Source organism: Ancylobacter sp. 3268, from assembly GCF_031456575.1.
In the GTDB taxonomy this organism is placed as follows: domain Bacteria; phylum Pseudomonadota; class Alphaproteobacteria; order Rhizobiales; family Xanthobacteraceae; genus Ancylobacter.
This window is the reverse complement of record NZ_JAVDUX010000004.1, coordinates 252,034-267,301: the sequence shown is the minus strand read 5'-3', so window position 1 is coordinate 267,301 and position 15,268 is coordinate 252,034. Positions and strand designations below refer to the sequence as shown.

The window sequence follows — 15,268 nt, the reverse complement described above, 5'->3', positions numbered from 1 at the left end:
TCCCTCTCCACAATGGGGAGAGGTGGCCCGCGAAGCGGGTAGGTGAGGGGCTCTGGCGATTGGGAAGCGTCGAAGACCCCTTATCCCACCCCCTCTCCCCGACGGGGCGAGGGAGCTGGCCGCGCTCCCTATGGCCGCAGCAGCGGGTCGAGCAGCGGCACGCTGGCGACCGCCGCCAGCGTGATGATGGCATAGGCGATCAGCCGGAACTGGCGGTCGCTTGCCCGTCTGAAGCCGCGGGCGCCGGCGACCAGCCCCAGCGCATAGGTCGGACCGAGTATCAGCGACAGTTTCAGCACCTCGGCATCGACCAGCCCGCGGCCGAGATAGGCGGTGCCGGAGGCCAGCGTCACCAGCGCGAAAAAGGCGAACAGGTTCGCCCGCACCGTCGCGGCGTTTTGGCCGGTGCTGAGCCAGTAGACCACCACCGGCGGGCCGGAGAGCTGCGCGGCTCCGCCCAGCAGGCCGGCCACGGCGCCGATGCCCAGCTTTGCCGCCAGCGAGCGCGGCGCCTTGAGCCCCTGTCCCAGGATCAGCAGCATCAGCAGCGCCATTGCCAGCGCGGCGATCGCCCAGCGCAGCGCCACCGGGTCGACCCGTTCCAGCACCAGCACGCCCAACGGCACCGCGAGCACCGCACCGACGGCGAGCGGCGCCACCTGCCGCCAGATGCAGGCGCGCATCGCCCGCAGCACCATCGGCAGCGTCAGCAGGGTATCGATGATCAGGAGGGTAGGCGCCGCCAGCTTCGGCCCGAACACCGCGCCGACCAGCGGCATGAAGATCAGCGCGCCGCCGAAGCCGGAAAAGCCGCGTGTGGCGCCGGCGAGGAGGGCGGTGGCGATGGCCCAGACGAGGGCCGCGTCGAAGGACATGAACGCACCTGCGCCGAAGGGCGGCGCGGCGGGCGCCGCCGGCCGCATGCGAAACGGCGCCCACGGCGCCCTCCGCGTTTGCTAGCGTCGGGGCGAGGGTGGGTCAATCGCTGTTTTTTATGGGTTCGCACGTTCCATCACTTTTGATGAATGAGCATATCGGCAAAACTCATTTGCCGGCCGGCCCTGCTCACCCCAGATTGGTAACGACACATGGCGCGCCGGGTGAGATGAGCCGCGCGCCTAACCGGGACTTCTCATGCGCGTTTCCCCACCCTGCGCCCCGGCGGAGGCCGTTGCCGCCGCCCGCGCCGCTTCCGAGCGCAGCGACCGGCTGGTCGGTGCTGCTCTCGCCTTGTTCGCGGTCGCCATCTGGGGCGGCTGGATCGTCTCCACCCGTCATGCGGTGGTCGGCCATCTTACGCCCTCGGCGGTCGGCTGGCTGCGTTTCGTGGTGCCGGCGCTGGTGCTGGCGCCGTGGTGGCTGAAGATCGGCCTGTGGCCGCGCGGCCGGGCGGTGCCGTTCCTGTTCTGCTTCATGGGGTCGGGCGCGATCTTCTTCCTGGTGGTCGCCAATGCGATGCGCTTCGTGCCGGCCGCCGATGTCGGGCCGCTGCTGCCCGGCACCATGCCGCTGATCGTGGCGGTGATCTCGGTGCTGGCGCTCAAGGAGCGGCTGGGCTGGGTGCGTGCCGCCGGCTTCGTCTGCATCGCGCTCGGCGTCGTCACGCTGGGCGGGCGCGGGCTGCTCAATTCGGCGGATGGCGCCTGGCGCGGCCATCTGCTGCTGCTCACCGGCGCCGCCCTGTGGGCCGGCTATACCCTGGCCTTCCGCCGCACCGGCTTGGACGCCAAGGAACTGGTGGGGCTGATCGGCGTGTGGTCGGCGATCATCCTCACCCCGGTCGGCCTGCCGGGCGTGTTCGCGGCGCTGCGCGAAGGCTATGGCGCCGAGGTGCTGCAATTGCTGCTGGTGCAGGGTATCGGCTCCGGTGTGGTGGCGCTGGTCGCCTTCGGCATGGCGATCGAGAAGCTCGGCTCCTCGCGGGCGGCGGCCTTCACCGGTCTGGTGCCGGCATTGGCGGCGGGGCTCGCCGTGCCGCTGCTCGACGAGCATCCGGACATGGCGGCGATCATCGGCATTGTCGCCACCGGCCTCGGCGTGGTGCTGGCCAGCGGGGCATTGGTGCCGGCGCGGCGCGGCTGAGATACCTTCGCGCCATGGCCGGGCGTGCTTCGGCCATGGCGTTGTTTGCTGCAAGAGGGGCGGCCGCTTCGGAGAATCGTCCGGCCCGCTATTGTCTGATCACGTGCCAGCAGGACGGCACTGAGGACAAGGCCGCCAAGGCAGGTGAAAGCGGTGTTCGTGTCGCGGCTTCGGGCGTCGGGGTTGGTGCCGCCCCTTAATCCCGCGTTAACCATGCGCCTCGCCTGGGACGACATCACGAGCTTTCCGGCAGCCCGGACTCTGGCCGTTCGTCGTTTGTTCGGCTACTCCCTAAGGCATGGCTTCCGCTCCGATTCGCATTCTCGGCCTCGATCCCGGCCTCCGTCGCACCGGCTGGGGGATGATCGAGGCTGCCGGCACGCGGCTGTCCTTCATCGCCTGCGGCACGGTGCTGCCGCCGGAGGAGGGCACGCTGGCCGAGCGCCTCGCGGTCCTGCATCGCGAGCTCTGCGGCATCATCGCCGCCTTCGCGCCCGACGAGGCGGCGGTGGAAGAGACTTTCGTGAACGTGAATCCGGCCTCGACGCTGAAGCTTGGGCAGGCGCGCGGGGTGGTGCTGCTCACGCCGGCCCTCGCCGGGGTACCGGTGGCGGAATATGCGGCGCTGCTGGTCAAGAAGACGGTGGTCGGCGCCGGGCGGGCGGAGAAGGCGCAGATCCGCATGATGATGAAGGTGCTGCTGCCGCAGGCGGACTTCGAGACCGACGACGCCGCGGACGCGCTTGCGGTCGCCGTCACCCATGCCCAGCATAGGGGCGCGGCGGCATTGCGCGCGCGGTTCGAGGCCAAGGTGGCGGCACGATGACGGGGACGCCATGATCGGCAAGCTCAAAGGTCTCGTCGACAGCACCGGCGAGGACCATGTCCTCCTCGACGTGCAGGGCGTCGGCTATCTCGTCCATTGCTCCGGGCGCACGCTGCAGGCGTTGCCCTCGCCGGGCGAGGCGGCGACGCTGTTCATCGAAACCTTCGTGCGCGAGGACATGATCCGGCTCTACGGCTTCACGTCGCCGGCGGAGAAGGCATGGTTCCTGCTGCTGCAGAACGTTCAAGGGGTAGGCGCCAAGGTGGCGCTCAACGTGCTCTCCGTGCTGTCGCCCTCCGAACTCGCCAATGCGGTGGCGCTCGGCGACAAGGCGATGGTGGCGCGGGCGAACGGGGTGGGCCCGAAGGTCGCCGCCCGCATCGTCGCCGAGCTGAAGGACAAGGCGCCGGGGTTCGCCGATGTCGATCCGGCAGCCGTCAGCCTTGCCGGCCAGCTCGAGGCCCGCTCCGCCCCCGCCCCGATGGCGGACGCCGTCTCGGCACTGGTCAATCTCGGCTATGCGCAGGTCCAGGCCAGCGCCGCGGTGGCGGCGGCGGTCCGCGAGGCGGGAGAGGAAGCCGATACCGCCAAGCTCATCCGGCTCGGATTGAAGGAACTGGCCCGATGAGGCGGGATTTCTGCACTCACTGCGCGTCCAGCACGGCAGATCGGCCGCATCGTACATCTCACTGCACTGAGGCAGGGCGGGGCGGCCGATGAGCGCGAAGAGGCTGATCGCCCCCGACAAGCGCGAGGAAGACCTGGCGGAGGCCACCCTGCGCCCGCAAATGCTGGCGGAGTTCGTCGGTCAGGAGCAGGCCCGCGCCAATCTCGATATCTTCATCAAGGCGGCGAAGGCGCGGGGCGAGGCGCTCGACCACGTCTTGTTTGTCGGACCGCCTGGGTTGGGAAAAACCACGCTCGCTCAAATAGTTGCGCGCGAGTTGGGTGTCGGCTTCCGCTCCACCTCCGGTCCGGTGATCGCGAAAGCCGGCGATCTTGCCGCCCTGCTGACCAATCTCGAGGAGCGGGATGTCCTGTTCATTGACGAGATTCATCGCCTTAATCCGGCGGTGGAGGAAATCCTCTACCCGGCGATGGAAGATTACGAGCTCGATCTGATCATCGGTGAAGGACCTGCCGCGCGATCGGTAAAGATATCGCTATCCAAGTTTACTCTGGTCGGCGCCACCACCCGCTCCGGTCTGCTTACAACGCCGTTGCGTGATCGTTTCGGAATCCCGATTCGTCTTAATTTTTACACCATAGACGAGCTTGAACTGGTGGTGTCGCGTGGCGCGCGCGTGCTCGGCATTCCGATCTCCAAGGATGGCGCGCGCGAGATCGCCCGCCGCGCCCGCGGCACGCCGCGCATCGCCGGTCGGCTGCTGCGCCGGGTGCGGGACTTCGCGCTGGTGGCCGGCAAGGAGATCATCGACCGCGCGGCGGCCGACCACGCGCTCGGCCATCTGGAGGTCGACGCGCTTGGCCTCGACCAGATGGACCGGCGTTATCTCACTGTAATCGCATTGAATTATGGTGGCGGCCCGGTCGGCGTCGAGACCATTGCCGCAGCGCTGTCGGAGCCGCGCGATGCCATCGAGGAGATCATCGAGCCCTATCTGGTGCAGCAGGGTTTCGTGCAGCGCACCCCGCGCGGCCGGGTGCTGACCGCCCATGCCTTCAAGCATATGGGCCTTGCGGTGCCGACCACGGTCAACCAGATGCCGCTCTTCGATGAGGGCGAATAGGTCGTGACGACGTCATCGTGCTAATGTATTTCACATTCACATGAGCTGGACCCGAAACGGCGAAACGCGTTCTTACCACCACGGCAACCTGCGGGAAGCCCTGGTGCAGGCGACGCTCGACCTGATCGCCGAGAAGGGCATCGCCGGCGTCACCTTCGCCGAGGCGGCGCGGCGGGCCGGGGTGAGTGCGGCCGCGCCCTACCGGCATTTTCGCGACCGCGACGAATTGATCGCTGCCGTCGCCACCACGGGCTTTGACCGCTTCGCTGAAGCGTTGAAGGCCGCGTGGCAGGAAGGGCGGCCGTCACCGGCTGTCGCCTATGAGCGCATGGGACGGGCCTATCTCGATTTTGCGCGCCAGCAGCCATCCTATTACATCGCCATGTTCGAATCCGGCGTGCCGCTGGAGGCGCATGAAGGCCTGCAGCAGGCCGGCGGCCGTGCCTTTGCCGTGCTGCGCGAGGCGGCCGAAGTGTTGGTCTCTCACATGCCGGGCCGGCCGCCGGGATTGATGGTGGCGCTGCATACCTGGTCGCTGGCGCACGGTGTCGCCTCTCTGTTCGCCCGCGCCGACGGTGCCCGCCGCAAACTGCCGATGACGCCGGACGAGCTGCTCGAGGCCGGCTTTCTCGTCTATCTGAAAGGGCTGGGCGGCCCGTCCGACTGATCGCGCAACCTTACGGCATTGACAAACCCCACGACTGCCTCCATATATGTAAATGTATTTAACATTAACCGGGACGGCAGCCATGGAGCTCGCTTACAAGCTCGACAGTTACGGCAAACCGGCCTGGATCGCGCTGACGGTGCTGGGCTTTATGGCCTGGTGGCCGCTCGGTCTGGCGATCCTGGCCTTTACCATCGGGAGTGGACGTATGGGTTGTGGTGGACGGCGCGGGTTCGCGCGTTGGCAGGAAGAGGGCGGCGAGGCGTTCCGCAATGCTTTCGGGCGGTGGGGACGCGGCATGCCGTCGAGCGGCAACCGTGCCTTCGACGAGTATCGCGAAGAGACGCTGCGACGCCTGGAAGAGGAGCAGAAGGATTTTCGCGGCTTCCTTGATCGTTTGCGCCAGGCCAAGGATAAGGCGGAGTTCGACCAGTTCATGGCCGACCGCCGTCGCCCCGCCCCGCAGAACCCCGAGCCGCCGGTGGACGGCGCGACGGGGAACTGATCCAGCCGTCTTCACGTCTGCGTAAAATCTGGCCGCGCCCTTTGTTCACAAGGGGCGCGGTCTCGTTTATGAGGGCGGCATGAGTGGACATGAAACTCGCGGGCAAGATCCCCGTGCCCCCAATCTGGATCCTCGCGATCTCGCGGCGGATCCGTTTCTGCATCTTGCCGGGCGTCTGGTGCCTGGTGGCCATGTGCTGCCGGTGCGCGTCTATTATGAGGACACGGACTTCTCCGGCATCGTCTATCATGCCAACTACCTGAAGTTCATGGAGCGGGCGCGTTCTGACCATCTGCGTCTCATCGGCGTGGTGCAGGGCGATCTCTTCGGTGAGGCGCTGGCGGAAGCGCCCGGTTTCGCCTTCGTGGTGCGGGCGATGCAACTCGATTTCCTGCGTCCGGCCCGCATCGACGACGTGCTGGAGATCCATACCAGCCCCATCGAGGTCGCCGGTGCATCCATCACTCTGCTGCAGAAAGTGATGCGCCGCGGTGAATTGTTGATCGAGGGGCGGGTGAAGGTGGCCTTCGTCTCGCAGGGGCGTGCCCGGCGCATTCCGGATTCCTTGCGTGCCGCCATGCGCGCGGCACAAGGCGAGGCGCCGTCGATCTGATCCGCCGGTGTTGCGGTGCCGCAACGCTAACGCGGTATTAACCCTAGCAAGTGCTTAATGAGCGTGGCGTGGGACGTTGGGCGCCCAAGTTTCGTCGGATTCACCGTCGAACAGGGATAAGGCAAATGGGCGAAAATCCCCGGCTCCCGTCGGGGCATGTCCATTTTTGTCGAATAAGCCGCCGTGGCGTCTGCGCGTGATGCGTGCCGTCCGTCCGAGTGGGCGGGCGGGCTCTGGTGCTTGAGGTTGAGATCATATGAACCCTGCCGATGTGGCGCAAACGGCCATGGCCGCCCCGAGCGCTGATCTTTCGCTGATCGGGCTGTTCCTTCAGGCACATTTTATCGTCAAGCTGGTGATGGCCGGCCTCGTGCTCGCCTCGATCTGGGTGTGGGCGATCATCATCGACAAGACCATCCTGTTCGCCCGCATGAAGCGGCAGATGGACCGTTTCGAGCAGACTTTCTGGTCAGGCCAGAGCCTTGAGGAGCTGTACCGTTCGCTGTCCTCGCGGCCGAACCACGCGATGGCAGCGATCTTCGTGGCGGCGATGCGGGAGTGGAAGCGCTCCTATGAAGGGGGAGCGCGTTCCTTCGCCGGCCTGACGCAGCGGCTCGACAAGGTGATGGACGTCACCGTCGCCCGCGAGGTCGAGCGGCTGGAGGCGCGGCTTCTGGTGCTGGCGACCGTCGGTTCGGCCGGCCCCTTCATCGGCCTGTTCGGCACGGTCTGGGGCATCATGACCGCCTTCCAGTCGATCGCCGCCTCGAAGAACACCAGCCTCGCCGTGGTGGCGCCCGGCATTGCCGAAGCCCTTTTCGCAACGGCAATCGGCCTTATCGCCGCCATCCCGGCGACGATTTTCTACAACAAGTTCGTGTCACAGGTGAACCGGCTGGCGCTGCGGCTGGAGGGCTTCGCTGATGAGTTCTCCGCCATCCTGTCGCGCCAGATCGACGAGCGGGGCTGACGCGCATGGGTATGTCGGGAGGTGGAGGCGGGGGCTGGCAGTCGCGACGTTCGCGTCGTCGCGGCGGCGGTGGTGCCGTCATGTCCGAAATCAACGTCACGCCGATGGTCGACGTGATGCTGGTGCTGCTGATCATCTTCATGGTGGCGGCGCCGATGCTCACCGTCGGCGTGCCACTGGATTTGCCGCAGACGCAGGCGCAGGCCGTGTCTCAAGATCGCGAGCCGCTGGTTGTTTCCATCGACAATCAGGGCAAGGTCTTCTTGCAGGACAGCCAGATCTCGGTCGAGGACCTCGTGCCAAAGCTGCAGGCGATCGCCAAGGCCGGCTATGACGAGCGCATCTTCGTGCGCGGCGACAAGACGGTCGACTATGGCGCGGTGATGAAGGTCATGGGCCGTTTGTCGGGTGCCGGCTTCAAGCGCGTCGCGCTGGTTTCCGAAGTCGAGCAGGGGGGCTGAGCGAGATGCGCGCGGGTCTCGTCTCTTCGGCCGCCCTTCACATCGGCATCATCGGCTTCATGGCCATCTCCTTTGCGTCTCCCAGTCCCTATGAGACCGTGCAGGAATCCATGCCGATCGACATCGTCTCCGATTCGGAGTTGTCGAAGATGATGGCCGGCAAGAAGGACGCCCCGAAGGTCGAGGCGCCCAAGCCGGTGGTCGAGAAAATCGACGCCCCGAAGCAGGCGGAAAATCTCGAGGCCAAGGTTTCGGAGAAGCCCGAGATCAAGGCGGCGAAGGAAGCCGCGACGCCGCCTCCGCCTCCTCCCCCACCGCCTCAGGCGAAGCCCGAGCCGACTCCGCCGCAGCAGCAGGCCGAGGCGAAGCCGCCTGAGCCGAAGCCGGCGCCGCAGCAGCCGCAGGCCAAGCCTGAGCCGGCGCCGCCGAAGGATGCCGAATCGATGGCGGCCAAGCCGCCGGAGCCGAAGAAGGACGAGCCGAAGCCGGCGCAGACCGCCCAGGCTGCACCGCCGCCGCCGGCTCCGCCGAAGAAGCCGAAAGATATTCCTCCCAAGGTGGTGCAGGCGCCGCCGAAGGAGCAGCGCGACTTCAATCCCAACCAGATCGCGGCACTGCTGAACAAGCAGGACCCCCGGCGCCAAGCCGCGCTTGGCGACACGATGAACTCGATGGCGTCGCTGGGGGCGACCCGTGGCGATGCGAACTCGCTCTCGCAGACCGAGATCGACGCGTTGCGTGCCTATATCCGCCAGTTCTGGTCGCTGCCGGCCGGCGGGGTGGATGTCGAGCGGATCACGGTGTCGATCCGCTTCATTCTCGGGCCAGACCGCCGACTTCAGGGCGCCCCGCAACTGGTAGAGGTCCAGGGCGCGGGGAATCCCTATGCCAAGGTGGTCCAGGAGACGGCCATGCGCGCCGTCAATCTGGCGGCCCATCAGGACAATCCGTTTCCGATGCTGCGTCCGGAAAAATATGAAACCTGGCGGGATCTGACGGTCGATTTCAATCCTTCCATGCTGAATTACTGATAGGACCGCTCGTCCGAGGTCGAGATCTAATGATGACGTACAAGAATCCGGAAGGTTGCGACCTCATCGGTCGGAGGTCGGTGGTGGCCGGGATGGCCGCTCTCGGAGGGGGCCTGCTCATCCCCAGTCGCAGCCAGGCGGCTTTGCGTCTCGACGTCACCTCCGGCTCGGTGCAGCCGCTCCCCATTGCCATCACCGAGTTCGTCGGCGGTGGCAGTGCGCAGGATGCCGAGGCTGGCAAGGGCGTGACCCAGATCATCACCGCCGATCTGCGCCGTTCCGGCCTGTTCGCGCCGATCGACCCTGCGGCCTTCGTCGAGAAGATCACAAATCCGGACGCCTCGCCGCGCTTCCAGGATTGGCGGGTGATCAACTCGCAGGCGCTGGTGACCGGCCGTATGACCCGTCAACCCGATGGGCGGGTGAAGGCGGAGTTCCGTCTGTGGGACGTGTTCGCCGGCCAGCAACTGATCGGCCAGCAATACTTTACCCAGCCGGAGAACTGGCGCCGCGTCGCCCACATCATCGCCGATGCGATCTATGAGCGCCTGACCGGCGAGAAGGGCTATTTCGACACCCGTATCGTCTTCGTCGACGAGAGCGGTGCGAAGGAAAAGCGGATCAAGCGGCTCGCCATCATGGATCAGGATGGCGCCAATGTGACCTATCTGACCCGCGGCGACGACCTCGTGCTGACGCCGCGCTTCTCGCCGACCAGCCAGGAAATCACCTATATGAGCTATGGCCGCGCCGAGCCGCGCGTCTACCTGCTCAACATCGAGAACGGCCAGCGCGAGGTGGTCGGCAACTTCCCGAATATGAGCTTCTCGCCGCGTTTCGCGCCGGATGGGCAGCGGGTGATCCTGTCGTTGCAGCAGGGCGGCAACTCCAACATCTTCGTAATGGACTTGCGGTCCAAGGCGACGACGCGGCTCACCGACACGTCGGCGATCGACACCGCGCCCTGCTATTCGCCGGACGGGTCGCAGATCTGCTTCGAGAGCGATCGCGGTGGCACGTCGCAGATCTACATCATGAACCCGGACGGTTCGAACCAGCATCGCATTTCCTTCGGGGAGGGACGCTACTCGACGCCGGTGTGGTCGCCGCGTGGCGACGTGATTGCCTTCACCAAGCAGGGGGGCGGTCATTTCGCCATCGGCGTCATGCGCCCCGATGGATCGGGCGAGCGCATCCTGACCGAGGGCTACCACAACGAGGGCCCCACCTTCGCGCCCAATGGCCGGGTGATCATGTTCTTCCGAGATCCCTCCGGGGCGGCGGGGCCGCAGCTCTATTCGGTCGACATCACCGGCTATAACGAGCAGCGTATCCCGACGCCGAGCTATGCGTCCGATCCGGCGTGGTCGCCGCTGCGCTCGTGATCGGTGCGCCGCGGTTGGCCGTGGCGCTAGGGCTTGATTAACCATAATGGGCGGTTTCGGCGATCCGCCCGATTTTGGCGTTTCCAGCAAGGTTTCGTAAAGGTTGACGGAACCTTCGATTAACCAGATGAGTGCTAGATCGGGTTCGCCCCGGTCGTGGGGATTGAGGAGTTGAGCGGAATGATCCGTATGTTGCGCCATATCGGCGGGGCACGTGTCGCCCTTGTTGTCGGTCTTGCTATGCTTGCGGCCGCCTGCGCCAAGAATCCGATGGACGGGCAGGGGGCCGGCATGGGCCAGCTTGGCTCCGCGCCTGCGGGCAGCCCGCAGGAGTTCATCGTATCGGTCGGCGACCGCGTGTTCTTCGAGAGCGACCAATCCGATGTGTCGCCGCAGGGACGTGCGACGCTGGACAAGCAGGCTCAGTGGCTCGCTCAGTACAATCGCTATACCTTCACCATCGAAGGTCATGCCGATGAGCGCGGCACGCGCGAATACAACATCGCGCTTGGCGCCCGCCGCGCCCAGAGCGTGCGCGATTACCTCGCCAGTCGCGGCATCGACCCCAACCGTATGCGCACCATCTCTTACGGCAAGGAGCGCCCGGTGGCGGTGTGTAACGACATTTCCTGCTGGTCGCAGAACCGCCGCGCGGTCACGGTGCTGAACGCGCCGGGTTCCTGATCCGGCCGGCTCGCTGTCATTCCCAAGCCCCGGCCGGCGCGCTGCTCCGGCCGGGTTTTTCTTTTGTGTGCCGGGCTGACGGCAGGTCAAATTTTAGACGCGATCGAGCCGGTATGTTCAAATGGTTCGGCGCAGTGCTTCCGGCCGGCGCCGCTTGTTATCGAGGCCTGTACCCTTCGCCATGATTCCGTTCACCGCGCGTCTGCCCGCCATTTTCGCCTGTGTCGTCCTGATCATGGCGGCGCCGGTCGCCGAGTCCGCCTTTGCCCAGGCGGATAATAATTTCTTCGGTAATATCTTCCGGCCGCCGGGTCAGGTGCGTTCCAACAACCAGCCGGCCCCGCCGGCGGAGACGCCTGACGAGGGTACCTCGGTGCGCATTGACCGCATCGAAAACCAGCTGCGGCAGATGACCGGCATGATCGAGCAGTTGCAGTATCGCAACCAGCAGCTCGATACACAGGTCAAGCGTCTGCAAGAGCAGCTCGACATGCGCATGGGCGGCGGTGCCGCTCCAAGGGCACCCTTGTCCGAGCCTGCGGCCGGTTCGCCCATCGTGCCAGCCCAGTCCGGCCGCCGCTCCGATGCCTTCGATCCCTCGCAGCAGCCGGCGGCCCCGGGTGCGCCGCGTCCGCTGGGCACGACGCCCTCGTCGGCGCCGGGCGGTGGCAACGCGCCGACGGATCTCGGGAGCCTGTCGGGTGCGGTGGCAGGCGGCCAAGTGGCGACCCTGCCGCCGTCGAGCAGCCCCAAGGATCTATACGATCTCGGTGTCGGCTATCTGCAGCGGCAGGACTACGCACTGGCGTCGCAGACCTTCAAGGGTTTCGTGCAGCAATATCCAAACGACCGGTTGCTGCCGGATGTGTATTATGGCCTCGGCGAGGCGGATTATTCGCGACAGTCCTACAAGGAGGCGGCGCAGAGCTTCCTCAAGGTTTCCGCCGACTATCCCAACGCGGTGAAGGCGCCCGACGCGCTTCTGCGTCTCGGCCAGTCGCTGGCGGCGATCGGCGAGAAGGATGCCGCCTGCGCGACGCTCAATGCCGTCAACAACAAGTACCCGCGCGCCTCTGCCTCCATCAAGCAGGGCGTGGAGCGGGAGCAGAAGCGTGCCGGCTGCTGATAAGAGATCGACCGGCGATTTTTCTCCCGGCCCAGAGTGGGGCGCCGAACGGTTGGCGTCTCTATTCGCCTGCTTTCTCCCGCATCGTGCGGTGCTGCTCGCCGTTTCCGGCGGCCCGGATTCCACCGCGCTGATGCTGCTGGCGCGGCAATGGCTCAACTCGGTCGCTGGTGGTCCAGCCTTGCACGTGGCCAGCGTGGATCATGGCTTACGCCCTGAGGCCGCGGCCGAAGCGGCGGCTGTGGGGCGCCTGGCGGCCTGCGTCGGACTGCCGCATGCCACTCTGCGCCTCGATACGCCGCTCGCCGGCGGCGGATTGCAGGAGGCGGCGCGCGCGGGCCGCTATACGGCGCTGGCCGCTCATGCGCGGGCCATCGGCGCGACCGCAATCGCCGCCGCACACACGCTCGACGATCAGGCCGAGACGGTGCTGTTTCGTTTGATGCGCGGTTCAGGTTTTTCCGGACTTGCCGGCATGCCGACCCAGCGTCTCCTGGATGGCGTCGCCCTGCTGCGTCCGCTGCTCAGCCTGCGCAAGGACGACCTGATCGTCGCTTGCCGTCGTGCGGGGGTCGACTTTGTCGAGGACCCTTCCAACCGAGACCCGCGCTTCGCCCGCGCCCGGCTGCGGCTGCTGCTGCCGTTGTTGGAAAAGGAAGGACTTGGCGCCGATAGGCTGGTACGTTTTGCCACCCGGATCGCTCGCGCCGATGCGGCGCTGGAGGCCGCAGTGGACGAGGCGGCGGGGCGGCTGTTGGAAACAATGTCGACCGCCGCGCTGCGCCTGTCGCGCCCCGCCTTTCTCGATCTTCCCGATGAGATCGGCCTACGCATGCTGGGGCGGATGGTCCGCACCTCCGGCACCGAAGGGCTGCCGGAACTCGGCAAGCTCGAAGCATTGAACGGATGGATTCGCTCCGGTGGCGAGGGAGCGCGTACGCTTGCCGGCGCGCTTCTGCGCGTCACCTCCAAGGCGATCATCGTTACCCCGGCGCCGGCCCGACGGCGGGCCAACGCGGGTTCTGACGTTAATTTGCATGGAGGGGCCAAGATGGTTTCGGTGGTGCATCTTGGCAAGGATCGAGGCCGGACCTAAATTACGATATGATAAAGGGAGGGCCGCCAGCGCCGGCGGCACCCAGCGCCGGGTGTAATCCGGCGCCGAAAGGACCATGATGAACGCCAATATTCGGAATTTCGCCCTCTGGGTGATCATCGTTCTCCTGCTGTTGGCGCTCTTCTCGCTGTTCCAGAATCCGGCGCAGCGTCAGGCCGCGAACGACATCAGCTTCTCCCAGCTCCTCAACGAGGTGGATCAGGGCCGCGTCCGCGACGTCGTCATCCAGGGACCGGAGATTACCGGTGCCTTCACCGACGGACGCACCTTCCAGACCTATTCGCCCAACGATCCGTCGCTGGTGCAGCGTCTCTACGGCAAGGGCGTATCGATCACCGCCAAGCCGTTGACCGATAATGTGCCTTGGTTCGTCAGCCTGCTGATTTCCTGGTTGCCTTTCATTGCACTCATCGGCGTGTGGATCTTCCTGTCGCGCCAGATGCAGGGCGCTGGCGGCAAGGCGATGGGTTTCGGCAAGAGCCGCGCCAAGCTGCTCACCGAGGCGCATGGGCGCGTCACTTTCGAGGACGTCGCCGGCATCGATGAGGCTAAGAGCGACCTCACCGAGATCGTCGAGTTCTTGCGCGACCCGCAGAAGTTCCAGCGGCTCGGCGGGCGCATCCCGCGTGGCGTGCTGCTGGTCGGCCCTCCCGGCACCGGCAAGACGCTGCTCGCCCGCGCGATCGCCGGCGAGGCGAACGTGCCGTTCTTCACCATCTCCGGTTCGGACTTCGTCGAGATGTTCGTCGGCGTGGGCGCCAGCCGCGTGCGCGACATGTTCGAGCAGGCGAAGAAGAATGCCCCGTGCATCATCTTCATCGACGAGATCGACGCGGTCGGCCGTCATCGTGGTGCTGGTCTCGGCGGTGGCAATGACGAGCGCGAGCAGACGCTGAACCAGTTGCTCGTCGAGATGGACGGCTTCGAAGCCAATGAGGGCATCATCCTCATCGCCGCGACCAACCGTCCGGACGTGCTCGACCCGGCGCTGCTGCGTCCCGGCCGTTTCGACCGCCAGGTCATCGTGCCGAACCCGGATGTTGTCGGCCGCGAGCAGATCCTGAAGGTACATGCCCGCAAGGTGCCGGTGGCGCCCGACGTGAACCTCAAAGTGATTGCCCGCGGCACGCCCGGTTTCTCCGGCGCCGACCTCGCGAACCTGTGCAACGAGGCCGCGCTCATGGCCGCACGGCGCAACAAGCGCATGGTCACCATGAGCGACTTTGAAGACGCCAAGGACAAGGTGATGATGGGGGCGGAGCGCCGCTCGCTGGTCATGACCGAGGACGAGAAGATGCTGACCGCCTATCACGAGGGTGGCCATGCCATTGTCGCGCTGAAGGTTCCGGCGACCGATCCCGTGCACAAGGCGACCATCATTCCGCGCGGCCGCGCGCTTGGCATGGTCATGCAACTCCCCGAGCGGGACAAGCTCAGCATGTCCTATGAGCAGATGACCTCGCGCCTCGCCATCATGATGGGTGGGCGCGTGGCGGAGGAGCTGATCTTCGGCCATGACAAAGTCACCTCCGGCGCCGCTTCCGACATCGAGCAGGCCACCCGCCTTGCTCGCATGATGGTTACGCGCTGGGGGTTCTCGGACAAGCTTGGCCAAGTCGCCTATGGCGAGAACAATGACGAGGTGTTTCTCGGCATGTCGATGCAGCGCCAGCAGAACGTTTCCGAAGCCACGGCGCAGACCATCGACAGCGAGGTGCGGCGCCTGGTCGACGAAGGCTATGTCGAGGCGACGCGCATCCTGACCGAGAACAAGGACCAACTCGAGGCTCTGGCGCGTGGGCTTCTCGAGTATGAGACGTTGTCGGGCGACGAGATCGTCAACCTGCTCGATGGCCATCCGCCGGTGCGCGACACCACCGTCGAGCCGGCCAATGTGCGTGGGTCGGTGGTGCCGAGTGCCGGGAAGAACCGGCCGCCTCGTCCCGATGCCGGCATGGAGCCGCAGCCGCAGGCGTGACGGTCTTCATTTGCATTCCACGAAACCCCGGCCTCGTGCCGGGGTTTTTGTTTGCTCCGGGGGCATGCTGAA

16 protein-coding genes are annotated in these 15,268 nt (G+C 66.1%); 15 read left to right on the top strand and 1 reads right to left on the bottom strand.

Annotation, left to right across the window (positions count from 1 at the left end):
* Positions 1 to 128 precede the first annotated feature (128 nt).
* On the bottom strand, positions 129 to 875 hold the full coding sequence (locus J2X65_RS07510; protein WP_310199869.1) for a sulfite exporter TauE/SafE family protein: 747 nt from the start codon (positions 873 to 875) through the stop codon (positions 129 to 131).
* 259 nt (positions 876 to 1,134) lie between these two features.
* Here J2X65_RS07510 and J2X65_RS07505 point away from each other — a divergent pair, with 259 nt between their 5' ends.
* From J2X65_RS07505 to ftsH, 15 genes are all read left to right on the top strand, one after another.
* Positions 1,135 to 2,082: a DMT family transporter gene (locus J2X65_RS07505; protein ID WP_310199866.1), complete on the top strand. Its 948-nt coding sequence runs from the start codon at positions 1,135 to 1,137 to the stop codon at positions 2,080 to 2,082.
* A 298-nt stretch (positions 2,083 to 2,380) separates the two neighbouring features.
* Positions 2,381 to 2,908, top strand: coding sequence for a crossover junction endodeoxyribonuclease RuvC (gene ruvC, locus J2X65_RS07500; RefSeq protein ID WP_310199864.1), 528 nt, complete (start codon positions 2,381 to 2,383; stop codon positions 2,906 to 2,908).
* A 10-nt stretch (positions 2,909 to 2,918) separates the two neighbouring features.
* Complete coding sequence (gene ruvA, locus J2X65_RS07495) at positions 2,919 to 3,536, top strand: Holliday junction branch migration protein RuvA (protein ID WP_310199862.1); 618 nt, start codon at positions 2,919 to 2,921, stop codon at positions 3,534 to 3,536.
* Positions 3,537 to 3,624: 88 nt separating this feature from the next.
* Positions 3,625 to 4,659 carry a Holliday junction branch migration DNA helicase RuvB gene (ruvB, locus tag J2X65_RS07490; RefSeq protein ID WP_310199860.1) on the top strand — a complete coding sequence of 345 codons (1,035 nt, stop codon included), beginning with the start codon at positions 3,625 to 3,627 and terminating at the stop codon, positions 4,657 to 4,659.
* 40 nt (positions 4,660 to 4,699) lie between these two features.
* Positions 4,700 to 5,326: a TetR/AcrR family transcriptional regulator gene (locus J2X65_RS07485; protein WP_310199858.1), complete on the top strand. Its 627-nt coding sequence runs from the start codon at positions 4,700 to 4,702 to the stop codon at positions 5,324 to 5,326.
* Between the two features lie 82 nt (positions 5,327 to 5,408).
* Entirely contained in the window at positions 5,409 to 5,831 is a 423-nt protein-coding gene (locus tag J2X65_RS07480; RefSeq protein ID WP_310199856.1) for a DUF2852 domain-containing protein, read from the top strand.
* A 79-nt stretch (positions 5,832 to 5,910) separates the two neighbouring features.
* Positions 5,911 to 6,444 (top strand): tol-pal system-associated acyl-CoA thioesterase, encoded by a 534-nt coding sequence (gene ybgC / locus J2X65_RS07475; RefSeq protein WP_310199854.1) that lies wholly within the window; start codon positions 5,911 to 5,913, stop codon positions 6,442 to 6,444.
* Between the two features lie 256 nt (positions 6,445 to 6,700).
* A complete protein-coding gene (tolQ, locus tag J2X65_RS07470) occupies positions 6,701 to 7,414 on the top strand; it encodes a protein TolQ (protein ID WP_213362885.1) in 714 nt (237 codons plus the stop codon).
* Positions 7,415 to 7,419: 5 nt separating this feature from the next.
* Positions 7,420 to 7,875, top strand: coding sequence for a protein TolR (tolR, locus tag J2X65_RS07465; protein ID WP_310199850.1), 456 nt, complete (start codon positions 7,420 to 7,422; stop codon positions 7,873 to 7,875).
* A gap of 5 nt (positions 7,876 to 7,880) precedes the next feature.
* On the top strand, positions 7,881 to 8,906 hold the full coding sequence (locus tag J2X65_RS07460; RefSeq protein ID WP_310199848.1) for a cell envelope biogenesis protein TolA: 1,026 nt from the start codon (positions 7,881 to 7,883) through the stop codon (positions 8,904 to 8,906).
* A gap of 92 nt (positions 8,907 to 8,998) precedes the next feature.
* Complete coding sequence (gene tolB / locus J2X65_RS07455; protein WP_310199846.1) at positions 8,999 to 10,291, top strand: Tol-Pal system beta propeller repeat protein TolB; 1,293 nt, start codon at positions 8,999 to 9,001, stop codon at positions 10,289 to 10,291.
* 180 nt (positions 10,292 to 10,471) lie between these two features.
* Positions 10,472 to 10,975: a peptidoglycan-associated lipoprotein Pal gene (gene pal / locus J2X65_RS07450; protein ID WP_310199845.1), complete on the top strand. Its 504-nt coding sequence runs from the start codon at positions 10,472 to 10,474 to the stop codon at positions 10,973 to 10,975.
* 181 nt (positions 10,976 to 11,156) lie between these two features.
* Positions 11,157 to 12,101, top strand: a complete 945-nt coding sequence (gene ybgF, locus J2X65_RS07445) for a tol-pal system protein YbgF (protein WP_310199843.1) — start codon at positions 11,157 to 11,159, stop codon at positions 12,099 to 12,101.
* Positions 12,019 to 13,197: a tRNA lysidine(34) synthetase TilS gene (tilS, locus tag J2X65_RS07440; RefSeq protein ID WP_310200077.1), complete on the top strand. Its 1,179-nt coding sequence runs from the start codon at positions 12,019 to 12,021 to the stop codon at positions 13,195 to 13,197. The genes ybgF and tilS overlap by 83 nt, the downstream gene beginning before the upstream one ends.
* A 79-nt stretch (positions 13,198 to 13,276) precedes the next feature.
* A complete protein-coding gene (ftsH, locus tag J2X65_RS07435) occupies positions 13,277 to 15,196 on the top strand; it encodes an ATP-dependent zinc metalloprotease FtsH (RefSeq protein WP_310200075.1) in 1,920 nt (639 codons plus the stop codon).
* Positions 15,197 to 15,268: the final 72 nt, after the last annotated feature.

What these genes read in the sequence shown, in the direction of transcription:
- J2X65_RS07510 (WP_310199869.1), bottom strand. Translation starts at nt 875, where the DNA reads ATGTCCTTCGACGCGGCCCTCGTCTGGGCCATCGCCACCGCCCTCCTC.
- J2X65_RS07505 (WP_310199866.1), top strand. Translation starts at nt 1,135, where the DNA reads ATGCGCGTTTCCCCACCCTGCGCCCCGGCGGAGGCCGTTGCCGCCGCC.
- ruvC (WP_310199864.1), top strand. Translation starts at nt 2,381, where the DNA reads ATGGCTTCCGCTCCGATTCGCATTCTCGGCCTCGATCCCGGCCTCCGT.
- ruvA (WP_310199862.1), top strand. Translation starts at nt 2,919, where the DNA reads ATGATCGGCAAGCTCAAAGGTCTCGTCGACAGCACCGGCGAGGACCAT.
- ruvB (WP_310199860.1), top strand. Translation starts at nt 3,625, where the DNA reads ATGAGCGCGAAGAGGCTGATCGCCCCCGACAAGCGCGAGGAAGACCTG.
- J2X65_RS07485 (WP_310199858.1), top strand. Translation starts at nt 4,700, where the DNA reads ATGAGCTGGACCCGAAACGGCGAAACGCGTTCTTACCACCACGGCAAC.
- J2X65_RS07480 (WP_310199856.1), top strand. Translation starts at nt 5,409, where the DNA reads ATGGAGCTCGCTTACAAGCTCGACAGTTACGGCAAACCGGCCTGGATC.
- ybgC (WP_310199854.1), top strand. Translation starts at nt 5,911, where the DNA reads ATGAGTGGACATGAAACTCGCGGGCAAGATCCCCGTGCCCCCAATCTG.
- tolQ (WP_213362885.1), top strand. Translation starts at nt 6,701, where the DNA reads ATGAACCCTGCCGATGTGGCGCAAACGGCCATGGCCGCCCCGAGCGCT.
- tolR (WP_310199850.1), top strand. Translation starts at nt 7,420, where the DNA reads ATGGGTATGTCGGGAGGTGGAGGCGGGGGCTGGCAGTCGCGACGTTCG.
- J2X65_RS07460 (WP_310199848.1), top strand. Translation starts at nt 7,881, where the DNA reads ATGCGCGCGGGTCTCGTCTCTTCGGCCGCCCTTCACATCGGCATCATC.
- tolB (WP_310199846.1), top strand. Translation starts at nt 8,999, where the DNA reads ATGGCCGCTCTCGGAGGGGGCCTGCTCATCCCCAGTCGCAGCCAGGCG.
- pal (WP_310199845.1), top strand. Translation starts at nt 10,472, where the DNA reads ATGATCCGTATGTTGCGCCATATCGGCGGGGCACGTGTCGCCCTTGTT.
- ybgF (WP_310199843.1), top strand. Translation starts at nt 11,157, where the DNA reads ATGATTCCGTTCACCGCGCGTCTGCCCGCCATTTTCGCCTGTGTCGTC.
- tilS (WP_310200077.1), top strand. Translation starts at nt 12,019, where the DNA reads ATGCCGTCAACAACAAGTACCCGCGCGCCTCTGCCTCCATCAAGCAGG.
- ftsH (WP_310200075.1), top strand. Translation starts at nt 13,277, where the DNA reads ATGAACGCCAATATTCGGAATTTCGCCCTCTGGGTGATCATCGTTCTC.